This is a genomic window from Glaesserella australis (assembly GCF_003260095.1).
GTDB classification, from domain to species: Bacteria; Pseudomonadota; Gammaproteobacteria; order Enterobacterales; family Pasteurellaceae; genus Glaesserella; species Glaesserella australis.
Window position 1 is genome coordinate 64,942 of sequence record NZ_PTPX01000002.1, and the last position, 12,489, is coordinate 77,430.

11 protein-coding genes are annotated in these 12,489 nt (G+C 38.1%); 3 read left to right on the forward strand and 8 right to left on the reverse strand.

Annotated elements, in window-relative coordinates; translation table 11 throughout:
* Positions 1 to 28: 28 nt before the first annotated feature.
* Entirely contained in the window at positions 29 to 1,249 is a 1,221-nt protein-coding gene (gltS, locus tag C5N92_RS01145; RefSeq protein WP_111749051.1) for a sodium/glutamate symporter, read from the reverse strand.
* A 205-nt stretch (positions 1,250 to 1,454) separates the two neighbouring features.
* Here gltS and C5N92_RS01150 point away from each other — a divergent pair, with 205 nt between their 5' ends.
* Complete coding sequence (locus C5N92_RS01150; RefSeq protein ID WP_111749052.1) at positions 1,455 to 3,113, forward strand: putative transporter; 1,659 nt, start codon at positions 1,455 to 1,457, stop codon at positions 3,111 to 3,113.
* Positions 3,114 to 3,177: 64 nt separating this feature from the next.
* Here C5N92_RS01150 and argE read toward each other — a convergent pair whose 3' ends face one another.
* The 3 genes from argE to C5N92_RS01165 are packed head-to-tail and all read right to left on the reverse strand — an operon-like array spanning position 3,178 to position 6,513.
* Positions 3,178 to 4,323, reverse strand: a complete 1,146-nt coding sequence (gene argE, locus C5N92_RS01155; protein ID WP_111749053.1) for an acetylornithine deacetylase — start codon at positions 4,321 to 4,323, stop codon at positions 3,178 to 3,180.
* On the reverse strand, positions 4,324 to 5,097 hold the full coding sequence (locus C5N92_RS01160; protein ID WP_111749054.1) for a hypothetical protein: 774 nt from the start codon (positions 5,095 to 5,097) through the stop codon (positions 4,324 to 4,326).
* Positions 5,098 to 5,100: 3 nt separating this feature from the next.
* On the reverse strand, positions 5,101 to 6,513 hold the full coding sequence (locus C5N92_RS01165; RefSeq protein ID WP_111749055.1) for a basic amino acid/polyamine antiporter: 1,413 nt from the start codon (positions 6,511 to 6,513) through the stop codon (positions 5,101 to 5,103).
* A 303-nt stretch (positions 6,514 to 6,816) separates the two neighbouring features.
* Between C5N92_RS01165 and metK the strand changes: the two genes are divergently transcribed.
* On the forward strand, positions 6,817 to 7,971 hold the full coding sequence (metK, locus tag C5N92_RS01170; protein WP_111749056.1) for a methionine adenosyltransferase: 1,155 nt from the start codon (positions 6,817 to 6,819) through the stop codon (positions 7,969 to 7,971).
* A 205-nt stretch (positions 7,972 to 8,176) separates the two neighbouring features.
* Here the strand turns inward: metK and gapA are convergent, their stop codons facing one another.
* Positions 8,177 to 9,181, reverse strand: coding sequence for a glyceraldehyde-3-phosphate dehydrogenase (gene gapA, locus C5N92_RS01175; protein ID WP_111749057.1), 1,005 nt, complete (start codon positions 9,179 to 9,181; stop codon positions 8,177 to 8,179).
* Positions 9,182 to 9,410: 229 nt separating this feature from the next.
* On the opposite strand from gapA, the gene msrB reads away from it, so the two are divergent.
* Positions 9,411 to 9,806: a peptide-methionine (R)-S-oxide reductase MsrB gene (gene msrB, locus C5N92_RS01180; RefSeq protein WP_111749058.1), complete on the forward strand. Its 396-nt coding sequence runs from the start codon at positions 9,411 to 9,413 to the stop codon at positions 9,804 to 9,806.
* Positions 9,807 to 9,842: 36 nt separating this feature from the next.
* On the opposite strand, the gene C5N92_RS01185 is transcribed toward msrB, so the two are convergent.
* From C5N92_RS01185 to C5N92_RS01195, 3 genes are all read right to left on the reverse strand, one after another.
* On the reverse strand, positions 9,843 to 10,139 hold the full coding sequence (locus tag C5N92_RS01185; protein WP_111749059.1) for a hypothetical protein: 297 nt from the start codon (positions 10,137 to 10,139) through the stop codon (positions 9,843 to 9,845).
* 84 nt (positions 10,140 to 10,223) lie between these two features.
* Complete coding sequence (gene argG, locus C5N92_RS01190) at positions 10,224 to 11,555, reverse strand: argininosuccinate synthase (RefSeq protein ID WP_111749060.1); 1,332 nt, start codon at positions 11,553 to 11,555, stop codon at positions 10,224 to 10,226.
* Between the two features lie 213 nt (positions 11,556 to 11,768).
* Positions 11,769 to 12,452: a 2,3-diphosphoglycerate-dependent phosphoglycerate mutase gene (locus tag C5N92_RS01195; RefSeq protein WP_005713360.1), complete on the reverse strand. Its 684-nt coding sequence runs from the start codon at positions 12,450 to 12,452 to the stop codon at positions 11,769 to 11,771.
* Positions 12,453 to 12,489 lie beyond the last annotated feature (37 nt).

Here is a 12,489-nt window from a genome sequence, read left to right on the forward strand (position 1 = left end):
CTAAGTCTTAGACTTAGCTTTTTGTTTTTTATTTTGTTAGAAAATTCATAAAGCCCGTGATCATGCCTAAATTGATAATATCAACAAAGAATGCTCCAACAAGCGGTACGATCAAGAACGCTTTATGCGAAGGACCAAAGGTTTCTGTAACTGATTGCATATTAGCGACAGCCGTTGGTGTTGCACCTAAGCCGAAACCACAATGACCCGCTGAGAGTATTGCCGCATCATAATTACTTCCCATTACTTTAAATGTCAAAAAATATGCATAGATAATCATTACTGCTGTTTGTACTAGAAGAATGATAAGCATAGAACCAGCTAATCCTGTCAATTCCCATAATTTGATGCTCATTAGTGCAATCGCTAAGAATAAGCTAAGTGATGCGTTACCAAAGACATCAATTGCACGGTCGAACATATCAAATTTAAACACGAGAGTTAATACATTACGCAAAAGAACACCAAAACCTAATGCCCAGACAAATTGTGGAAGTCCTGAATCAGGCAGAATTTTCACCATAATAGATGAGAAAGCTAAGCATGCGGCAAAGAGTGCCATTGTTTCAATTGTTGATGTTGCAGTAATGAGACGCACATTATCGACATCTTCAAAGGTATCACCAGCATATTTATTCTCTGCAGTTTCTACTTTGGTATTGTGTTTGGTTGGGGAAATTTTCATTTTATTGACTAGACGACGTGCAACTGGTCCGCCAATTAACCCACCCGCAACAAGACCGAAAGTTGCAGAAGCCATAGCCATTTCTATTGCACCTACAACACCATATTTTTCAGCAAAAATAGCAGCCCATGTTGCACCGGTGCCATGTCCTCCTGTGAGAGTAATAGAACCCGTAATTAATCCTACAAGAGGATCTAATCCTAAAAATGTAGCTAATGCTACACCAACACTATTTTGAATAAAAATAAATGTACTCACTACGACTAAAAATAGAACTAAAGGAATGCCACCCTGTTTTAAGCGAGAAAAGTCTGCGGAGAGTCCAATAGATGAGAAAAAGATCAACATAAAGGCTGTTTGCAGGGATGCTTCAAATTTAAAAGTAATACCAGAGAATTTATAGAGACAAAAAATAATGGTTGCTGCAAATAGGCCACCAGCAACAGCTTCTGGGATATTAAAATCTTGTAATAATTTGATTTTATTGACAAAAACTCGACCAATTAACAATACTAATGTTGCGGCAATAAGTGTGTGATAACCATTTAATATGATTGGCTCCATTTCATTACTCCTTTTAGTTATAAAAAATGAAGGGCGAATACTAGTATAAATAACTAAATGTGTCAAAAAAGGAGAAAAATAGGATGAAATGTTATTAAAATGAAATAATACTCCTAAAACACCTCTATTTTTTGAGTTAGATCTCATTTTTTCCAGATTAGCTTTGATACAATCGATCCTAGTTCTATTTTTATGAGAGGCTTATATGAGCGAAATTGCGTTAACAGTTAGCCTATTATCTCTGGTCGCTGTCATTGGCTTGTGGATAGGGCATATAAAGGTACGAGGCGTAAGTCTTGGGATCGGTGGGGTTTTATTTGGAGGTATTTTAGTTTCCCATTTTATGACTCAATATGGTGTGACTTTAGATGCACACACGCTACATTTTATCCAAGAATTTGGATTAATTCTTTTCGTTTATACCATTGGTATTCAAGTTGGACCTGGTTTCTTTGCATCTCTTCGGCAGTCAGGCTTAAAGCTCAATGCTTTTGCTCTAATGATTGTAGGTTTAAGCGGTGTGTTAGTCATCTTATTACACAAATTTTTTAACGTGCCATTACCTGTTATTCTCGGTATCTTTTCAGGTGCTGTAACAAATACCCCATCTTTAGGTGCAGGTCAGCAAATTTTAGCTGAATTAGGGGGGGATACATCTACTGCTGTAATGGGAATGGCGTATGCGATTGCCTACCCATTTGGTATTGTCGGTATTTTATTGGCGATGTGGCTAGTCCGCATTATATTTAAAGTGAATGTAGATAAAGAAGCGGATGAATTTGATTCTGTCTCAAATAGTAAAAAAGAAGGTTTAAGTACATTGAATGTACGAGTAACGAATCCGAATATTAATGGATTAATGTTAAAGGAGCTTCCTGATTTTGATTTACATGACGTAGTTTATTCTCGTTTAAAGCGAGATGAAGAGCTTTTCGTCCCTAAAGTTGAAACAAAAATTCAAGTCGGAGATGTACTGCATATCGTAGGTGAAAAAGCAACCTTGCATAAAATGCAGCTTATTTTAGGAGAAGAAGTTAATGTCTCTGTTTCTACAAAAGGTACGATGTATAAAAATGAGAGAGCGGTTGTTACCAATGAAAAAGTATTTGGAAAACAAATTCGCCAATTAATGCTAAAAGGGAAATATGATGTCGTGATTTCTCGCTTAAATCGTGCGGGTGTTGAACTTGTACCAAATGGACAAATGACCTTACAGTTTGGTGATGTCCTAAATCTCGTTGGTCGTCAGGAAGATATTGATGCAGTGATGGCAATTATTGGTAATGCACAACAAAAATTACAACAAGTGCAGATGCTACCGATTTTTATTGGGGTTGGGCTTGGTGTTCTATTAGGTTCTATTCCAATTTATATTCCTGGTTTCCCTGTTGCTTTAAAGTTAGGCTTAGCGGGAGGTCCTTTAGTGGTGGCATTAATTTTGGCAAGAGTAGGGAGTTTAGGAAAACTCTATTGGTTTATGCCACCAAGTGCAAACTTAGCGCTACGAGAAATTGGTATTGTTCTTTTTCTTGCCGTTGTTGGTTGGAAAGCGGGTGGAAACTTTGTGAACACCTTACTCAGTAATGAAGGTTTATCATGGATTTTCTATGGTGCATTGATTACGTTTATTCCGTTGATTATTACCGCTGTTGTTGCACGTATTTATGGAAAAGTGAACTATTTAAGCTTGTGTGGTTTACTTGCAGGTTCTATGACAGATCCGCCAGCCCTTGCTTTTGCCAATGCAATCAAAGAAAACAATGGCGCCGCAGCACTTTCTTATGCAACGGTATATCCTTTAGCCATGTTCTGTCGCATTATTCTGCCACAAATTCTTGCGATACTCTTATGGGTTGCTAGTTAATGTGGTGAGTTTAATCCATATTTGATATTGCGGGCGGACACATCGGTCCGCCCCTACAGTGTGCTTACTCACAAAAATGACGAATGAGTTTAGTTAATAACTCACGCGTTGGTTCGATAAATTTAGCCTCTAAATATTCATCAGGCTGATGTGCTTGCTCAATAGAACCAGGGCCAAGAACTAATGTTGGGCAAAGCTGTTGAATAAAAGGTGCTTCCGTGCAGTAATTTACCGCATCACATTTTTCCCCTAATAATTTTTCCACGACTTGTACAATTTGAGCAGAGTGTTCACATTCATAACCAGGAATACCTGCATGCAATGCTCGAATTTGAATTCGCTCTCCCCATTGTTCAATTAAAGGCGCTAAGTGTTCACGAAGTAATGCTTCTGCATCTTGAATTGCAAGCGATGGTAAAGGGCGAATTTCAAGTTGAAGTTCACAACAGGCACAGATACGATTTAGTGCATCACCCCCGTGAATATTGCCAAAATTCATCGTTGGATGTGAAACCCTAAAAAGTGGATTGTGATATTTCGCTTGGAAATCTCGACGTAAATTCAGTAATTTTCCTGTTACATCGTGCATAATCTCTATAGCATTAATGCCATTGGCAGGATCACTAGAATGCCCTGATTTCCCAATCACTTGAACAGCTTGAGCAATGTGACCTTTATGCGCCCGAATAGGCTTAAGGGACGTTGGCTCACCAATGATTGCACAATCAGGACGAATATGCGCATGCTGTGAAAATGTTCTTGCGCCTAACATCGTCGTTTCTTCATCGGCAGTGGCTAAAATACGCAATGGCTTTTTGAGTTGCTTGAGATCAATTTGGCTTATGGCATCAACAACAAAGGCGAAAAATCCTTTCATATCTGCTGTGCCTAGACCATAGAATTTACCGTCTTTTTCAGTCAATTGAAAAGGATTGAAATTCCAGCGCCCTTCATCATAAGGTACCGTATCAGAATGTCCTGCAAGCAATAATCCGCCTTCCCCTTCACCATAAGTGGCAAGTAAATTATACTTTTTTCGACTGCCTTCAACGGCAATTATCTCTGTCTTAAAGCCAAAATCACTTAGCCAATAGGCGAGTAGTTCAATTAATGCTTTATTGGAAATATCGTATTTTTCATCAAGACTACTGATGGTCGGAATTTGAATAAGCTGACGATAACGATCGACAAAAGATAAGTTCGTTTTCATCTATTTTCCTTTGTTTAAAATTGCAAAACCAATGGCAACTTCCCAAACGAATAAACTGTAAAGACTAAGGCGCTCAAGTAAAGCAAGATAAGGAAGTTCTATAAATAAAGTGGCGGAAATAGCGATAATGCCGAAGCTTCCTGCAATCAGACTATATCTTTTTAGTTTTTTCAAATGGGGTTGAATAATCCCTAACCCTGAGGCAATCATCGTTAAATTTCCGCATAGATAAGTTAAAGACGCTCCCGTGTTTTGTAATCCACCTACCGTATATTTCCCACCTTGCGAGTTAAAAATAAGCATAGCTCCGCAGCTGAATAACAATGAAAAGAGCATACCTAATAAGCGAAAACGGCGAGAGGTAATCTGTGTTACGCCAATGCAATAGATAAAGAATAGTAAGCAACCTTGGAGTAAGAAGGCAACTTTCATGGAGAAATAGAGCGGTGAAAGATGAATTTCTTTGCCATCAATAATGGTGCCTGCGGGCTGTAATAATTCTAATACCGTATGGCGAGTATAGGCAGATAAAGAAATATCACTAAATAAAATCGTGATAAATTCGGCAAAGAAGTAATAAAGTGCGATAAAAACAGACAATATTGAGATAAGTCTGACGATACCATTGACAGAATGGCGTACGCATGGATACATCAAAAAGGGGTAAAAACGCACCCCAAAAGAACCGCTTGTGAAATAATCTTCAATTCTTTGATATTGAGACAGAAGCCACGAACCTGTGGCTTTGAGTGCATCTAACGTTATCTTTGCCATATCTTATCCCCAATTCATGACCGTTAAACTATGATATACCGCCCAAATAAACAATGACAAGATAATTAAGATTAATATTTTTTCAAATCGACTTAAATCTATATTTCCTTGATATTGATAACGTGAGTATAAAAAGACAGCAATCCCAGGTACGTATAAAATGACGGAAAGAAGCAAATAATCAAGCCCCGCAGCATAGACTATCCATAAGCCATAAAGAGATGCAAGGAAGCCAGTAAGTTTAATATACCAAACAGCTTTTTGTTGTACGGCGACTTTGAATAAATAGCTTCCAACTAAAAAGTAAGGAACTAAGATCATTGCGGTTGAAATTTGGATAAGAACGCTATAGCCTTTTCCAGTAAACAGTACAAGCAATAGACTGAGTTGAATTGTTATATTGGTTAGCCACAATCCACCAATAGGCGTACCATTTTGGTTACTTTTATTTAGTATTCGTGGAAAAGTATGGTATTTGGCTGCTTGATAAGGGATCTCTGATGAAAACATCGTCCAACTCATATAAGAAGCTAATACAGAAACAATTAAGCAAAATGTAATCAAGATCTTACCGCTTGTACCAATAAGGTGTTCTAAAATACCTGCCATAGACGGATTAGGCATCTCTGCAATTATTTCTCTAGGAAGAATACCTAGGGAAAATACCGTAATTGCAACATAAAGAACTAAACTAATCAAAATACCTAGTATTGTTGCAATGCCAACATCACTTTTTTTCTTCGCATGGGCAGACAGAATTGAAGCGCCTTCAACCCCAACAAACACCCAAAGCGTAATAAGCATTGTACCTTTTACTTGGTCTAATAATGGCGTATTTAAACTTTTTCCATTGAAATCTTGCATGAATTTTTCAGGAGAAAAGTAATAAACAGCTAAACCGATAAATAAAAATAAAGGGAGTGTTTTAACAATAGTTGCAATTAAATTGACTGAAGCTGCTTCTTTGATTCCTTTGGCAATTAATAAATGGATTAGCCAGACAATAAGGGATGCGCCTAAAATAGATGCAAAGGTATTTCCTTGACCAAAAAGAATAAAATCATCGTGATCAATGAAAGTCCCAACACCTTCGAATGCGACCACTAAGTAGCCCACACTACCAATAGCAGTACAAAGCCAATATCCCCAAGCGGATAAACTTCCTACAAAATCGCCAAACCCTTCTCTTGCATAGGTATAGATTCCACCATCTAATTCAGGTTTTAAACGAGAGAGAAAAAAGAAGGATAAACCAAGAAAGATAATACCAACGCCCGTAATTAACCAGCCTAACAACAGAGCATGAGCGCCAGCCACACTTGCCATATTCTGTGGTAAGCTAAAAATTCCAGAGCCAATCATAGAGCTTAAAACAAGCGCTGTCAGTGAAAACAGCCCAATTTTACCTTTCGACATATACATCCTATTAGTGAATAAAAATGCGTAAATTTAGCATAAAAATAGGAAAAGAAGTGTATTAATATAGTGATATTTAAAAAATTATTATACCACTTCGTCTCTTTATTGATTTTTCAGGCTATTGAGAATTGATTTTGAGAAAAATAATTTGTCATTATAGCCTAAAGAAAGTATTATAGACGTCTAGATGGAAAAACTTCTAAACCATATTTTTACAAGCGGCGGCTTTTTACAAAGTTTTTGCGAAATCTAACCGCTTATTACTACAAAAGAATTTATATAAATCAACAGGATACAACAATGGCTATCAATTTATTTACTTCAGAATCTGTGTCAGAAGGGCACCCGGATAAAATCGCAGACCAAATTTCAGATGCGGTGTTAGATGAAATTTTAAAACAAGATCCAAAAGCACGCGTAGCGTGTGAAACCTATGTGAAAACAGGTATGGCGTTAGTGGGCGGAGAAATCACCACTTCAGCTTGGGTTGATATTGAAAACCTTACTCGCCAAGTGATTTGTGACATTGGCTATACTCACTCTGATATGGGCTTTGACGCACACTCTTGTGCGGTGTTAAATGCGATCGGTAAACAGTCGCCAGACATCAATCAAGGCGTGGATCGTGCTAACCCATTAGAGCAAGGGGCAGGCGACCAAGGCATTATGTTCGGCTATGCGACTAACGAAACGGAAGTCTTGATGCCAGCACCGATCACTTACGCTCATCGTTTAATGGAACAGCAAGCGAAAGTGCGTAAATCAGGCAAATTAGATTGGTTACGCCCTGATGCGAAAAGCCAATTAACCTTTATCTATGAAGATAACAAAATCAAAGGCATTGACGCAGTAGTGCTTTCAACCCAACACGCTGAACACGTGGATCAAAAAACCGTGTTTGAAGGCGTGATGGAAGAGATCATCAAGCCAGTCTTACCAAGCGAATGGTTAAGCCAAAATACCAAATACTTCATCAACCCAACTGGTCGTTTCGTGATTGGCGGACCAATGGGTGACTGCGGTTTAACGGGTCGTAAAATTATTGTCGATACCTACGGCGGTGCAGCTCGTCACGGCGGCGGTGCATTCTCAGGTAAAGACCCGTCAAAAGTGGACCGTTCAGCGGCTTATGCAGCTCGTTATGTGGCAAAAAATATCGTGGCGGCAGGCTTGGCAGATCGTTGTGAAATCCAACTTTCTTATGCAATCGGTATCGCAGAGCCAACCTCTATTATGGTGGAAACCTTCGGCACAGGCAAAGTGAGCAACGAAGTCTTAGTGCGTTTAATTCGTGAATATTTCGACTTACGTCCATACGGTTTAATTAAAATGTTAGATTTAATCCGCCCAATCTACCGTGAAACTGCCGCTTACGGACACTTCGGTCGTGAGCATTTCCCTTGGGAAAAAACAGATAAAGCAGCACTATTACGTGACGCATCAGGGTTAAAATAACCAAGATTATTGTATCAGTTGCACAAAACTCAAAAAAGCTTGTAAGGGCTAGGTCAAACCAGTCCTTACACTGTATTTATGTAAGTGCTACATAAAACCGAAAATAATTCTAAGTAGGCGATAAGATTAATTCTTATCGCTTTGTTTATATGAAAGAAAAAAGCGAGATATTATTCATATCTCGCTTTTTATTATCTATTGAAAATTAGCCTTTGTAGTTGTGTACTAATGCAACTAAGTCTAATACTTTGTTTGAGTAACCAGTTTCGTTATCGTACCAAGATACTAATTTAACGAAAGTATCTGTTAATGCGATACCCGCAGCAGCATCAAATACTGAAGTTTCTACAGCACCGTTGAAGTCTGTTGAAACAACAGCATCTTCTGTATAACCTAAAACGCCTTTCATCTCATTTTCTGAAGCACGTTTGATTTCTGCACAGATTTCTTCGTAAGTTGCTGGTTTTTCTAAGTTAACAGTTAAGTCAACAACAGAAACGTTTGCAGTAGGAACGCGGAATGCCATACCAGTTAATTTACCATTTAATGCTGGTAATACTTTACCAACTGCTTTTGCTGCACCTGTTGAAGATGGGATGATGTTTTGTGATGCACCACGACCACCGCGCCAGTCTTTAGCTGATGGACCGTCAACAGTTTTTTGAGTTGCTGTTGTTGCGTGAACAGTTGTCATTAAGCCTTCTTTAATACCAAATTTTTCGTGAATTACTTTGGCTAATGGTGCTAAACAGTTAGTTGTACAAGATGCGTTAGATACAATATCTTGTCCTGCGTATTTATCAAAGTTTACGCCGTTTACGAACATTGGCGTATTGTCTTTAGATGGACCAGTTAAAACAACTTTTTTCGCACCTGCTGTGATGTGTTTACGCGCTGTTGCATCATCTAAGAATAAGCCTGTTGCTTCAACTGCGATATCAACACCGATTTCATCCCATTTTAAGTTAGCAGGATCACGTTCAGCAGTTACACGGATTGCTTTACCGTTTACTACTAATTGACCATCTTTAACTTCAACAGTACCATCGAAACGACCGTGAGTTGAATCGTATTTTAACATGTAAGCCATGTAATCAACATCGATTAAGTCGTTGATACCAACTACTTCGATGTCATCACGTTTTTGTGCTGCACGGAATACGATACGACCGATACGGCCAAAGCCGTTAATACCAATTTTAATTGCCATAGATTTCTACCTATATTTAAAGTTAAAAGAAAACTTGTTCCTTCCAATAAACTGGAAAGGCAAAGCCATTATAGCACAATCTTGCCTATTTCTGACAACTGAAAGAACGATGCCAAATATAACAGATAAATTTTGTGTGATCTATGTCAAATTTTTAAAAAATCATTCTAGTTAGATAAAAAAAGAGATAAAATATAATCCAAAAGGATTGGAATATTAAGGTATATGTATGATTAAAGATGTGAACGAGCTAACAGAAGAACAAATTGAAATTTGTTTAAATAGTGGGACGGAAAAACCTTTTACAGGAAAGTTCTTAAATGAAGATAGAGTTGGGACTTATCGTTGTGTTCGTTGTCATAACGCATTATTTCGCTCTGATACAAAATTTGATGCAGGGTGTGGATGGCCTAGCTTTTATGAAACGATTTCAGAAACATCATTGCGTTATTTAGATGATTATAGTCTAGGTCGCCACCGTATTGAAATTCGTTGTGGAAATTGTGATGCCCATATGGGACATGTATTTAAAGACGGTCCACCACCAACAGGGCTTCGGTTCTGTTTAAACTCTATTGCCTTGAATTTTAAGTGGGATGAAACAGGCGAAGAGATTGATGGTTAGTAATATGCCCCTTATTAAAAAATAAGGGGCATATTTTTAGGGTAAAATTTCTATCTGACAGTAATGAATTTTGTGTCTCTTAGAAAGAATAGGATCGCCAACAATAATGATAAGACGATGCTTACCATTAGGAAGTTGTTTGAAATGGAGTGCATTTCGTTTTATTTTTCCATAGTCTTGTTGACCATTCTCGAGTTTTAGTTCCCAAACTATTTGTCGTTTTATCGTTGGATCAGCGAAAAAAAGCGGGATAAAGATAGATTGAGATTGAGTAAAGGTAAGACTCTCAGGGATCAGTTTACGTCCTGTTGTCCGGTGTTGACATTTCTTCATATCTATTCTCCATGCAACATCAAAATGAAAAATCGCATCTAAGCTGAATTGTCGGGCAAAGATGCGATTTTCATTTTAAATGAATTATTTATTTTCTAACTGCGGTAGTACACTATTTTGTACTGAAAGCAAGCCAGTTTGTGTGTAAATACCTAATTTACCACGGGTATCAACAATGTCTAAATTACGCATTGTTAATTGACCGATACGATCTGCAGGGGTAAATGGTGCATCTTCGACTTTTTCCATACTTAAACGTTCTGGCTCATAAGTTAAATTTGGCGATTCAGTATTTAAGATAGAATAGTCGTTACCACGGCGTAATTCAAGTGTTACTGTACCTGTGATTGCTTTAGCTACCCAACGTTGCGCTGTTTCGCGTAACATGAGTGCTTGTGGATCGAACCAACGACCTTGATATAATAAGCGACCTAAACGCAAACCGTTAATACGATATTGTTCGATCGTATCTTCATTGTGAATACCTGTGACTAAACGCTCGTAGGCAATGTGAAGTAATGCCATTCCCGGTGCCTCATAGATACCACGGCTTTTTGCTTCAATGATACGGTTTTCGATTTGGTCTGTCATACCTAAACCATGGCGCCCACCGATACGATTCGCTTCTAAAATCAACTCAACAGGATCTTCAAAACGTTTACCATTTAGCGCAACAGGCACACCTTCTTCAAAGGTAACAGAAACAGTTTCTGCTTTGATCTCGACAGACTCGTCCCAGAAAGCGACACCCATGATAGGTTTTACAATTTTAATGCCTGTACTGAGTAGCTCTAAGTCTTTCGCTTCGTGTGTAGCACCTAACATATTTGAGTCAGTAGAGTAGGCTTTTTCCACAGACATTTTATATTGGAAGCCGTTCGCGATTAAGAACTCAGACATTTCATGACGACCACCTAATTCATCAATAAAGGTTTGGTCTAACCACGGTTTATAGATTTTTAACTGTGGGTTAGTTAATAAGCCATAACGATAGAAACGCTCAATATCGTTACCTTTAAAGGTTGAACCATCACCCCAAATATGTACATCATCTTCTTTCATTGCCGCGACAAGCATAGTACCTGTTACTGCACGACCAAGTGGGGTTGTATTAAAGTAAGGCATACCGCCCGTTGAAATATGGAATGCGCCACATTGAATTGCCGCAATACCTTCGTGAGCTAATTGGGTTCTACAATCAATTAAACGTGCATTTTCTGCACCGTATTCCATTGCTTTTCTTGGAATCGCATTGTAGTCATCTTCATCTGGTTGACCAAGATTCGCTGTATAAGCATAAGGTACAGCACCTTTCTGACGCATCCAAAGTAGAGCAGCACTGGTGTCTAAGCCACCTGAAAATGCAATACCAACTTTTTGGCTCTTAGGGAGAGATTCTAAAATTGTTGCTGACATGAGACTTCCTAATATTTTGAATCGTATTTACAGAAATGTTCTCGCAATTTGTTATTGCGTTCAGGAAAACTATTCTATCTTAAAAATATTTTGTAATCTATGCTTTCGTATACTACATATGAAAAATAAGATTACATTTCTCCCACAATATTAAAATGAAAGCGGTAAGATTTTGGTTAAATCTTACCGCTTGTCATCATTATGATTTAGAAATTACAGATAGAATTTTTCAACAAAGTTTAATTTATCATCCAGTTTCAACACTAACGGCTGACCTGTTGGGATTTCAAAATCCATGATTTCTTCATCAGAAATACCGATGATATGTTTTGCAAGCGCACGAAGTGAGTTACCGTGAGCAGTAACAAGTACACGTTTACCTGATAATAACGCTGGAGCGATTTGATCTTCCCAGAAAGGTAAAACACGCTCTAAAGTGATTTTTAAGTTTTCTGCATTTGGCACAACATCTTTTGGAAGATGTGCATAACGACGGTCGTTATGTGCAGAATTTGGATCTTGCGGATCTAAATCTGGTGGAGAAATGTCATAAGAACGACGCCAGATGTGAACTTGTTCATCACCATACTGTTCAGCCGTTGCTTTTTTATCTAAGCCTTGTAACGCACCGTAGTGACGTTCGTTTAAACGCCAGTTTTTCACTTGTGGAATCCATAATTGGTTAGATTCTTCTAACACGATGTTACAGGTTTTGATTGCACGAGTTAATACAGAGGTAAATGCGATATCAAATTCATAGCCTGCATCTAATAATTTCTTACCAGCTGCTTTCGCTTCTTCGATACCACGTTCTGTTAAGTTAACATCACGCCAACCTGTAAATAAGTTTTTAGCATTCCACTCACTGAAACCGTGACGGATAAATACTAATTCCATAAGTTCTCCTATTGATTTGAGTTGATTTGAAAACCTT